Source organism: Streptomyces sp. SID3343 (assembly GCF_009865215.1).
Classification (GTDB): domain Bacteria; phylum Actinomycetota; class Actinomycetes; order Streptomycetales; family Streptomycetaceae; genus Embleya.
In genome coordinates, this window is sequence record NZ_WWJX01000173.1 from 1 (window position 1) to 347 (window position 347).

Annotated in this window: 1 protein-coding gene; it reads right to left on the reverse strand. The window is 73.2% G+C overall.

Features of this window, described 5'->3' with window-relative positions; genetic code table 11:
* Positions 1-347 (reverse strand): hypothetical protein (locus GT354_RS06040; RefSeq protein ID WP_161355138.1); only part of this gene is annotated, 347 nt, incomplete at both ends.

A 347-nucleotide genomic window follows, 5' to 3' on the forward strand; every position in this document is an offset into this window, starting at 1 on the left:
CGCCACGCCACGATCCACGCCGCATCCTCCGTCAACCCGGGCACTGCGGCGAGCAGGTCGCGCATGCGTCGACTCACCCGACGGAACCGCGCGGTGCGGTACAGCTCGGCGCGCAGTTGCGCGCCGGTCTTCCCGCCGGCGTGCTCGGCTTGGCTGTGTGCGTAGGACTCCCAGAGCAGCACGCCGAGCATCGACGCGATCCCGAGCACGACCGCGAGCGGAACGCTCCGGTGGATCGTGTGCGCCACGTTGAGCGCCGCGGCGGCGAGCGCCGAACCCCACGTGATCGCCCGGTACAGGCCGGCGGGGCGGCCGGACTCGATCGCCTTGGACGCCATCGCCGCACC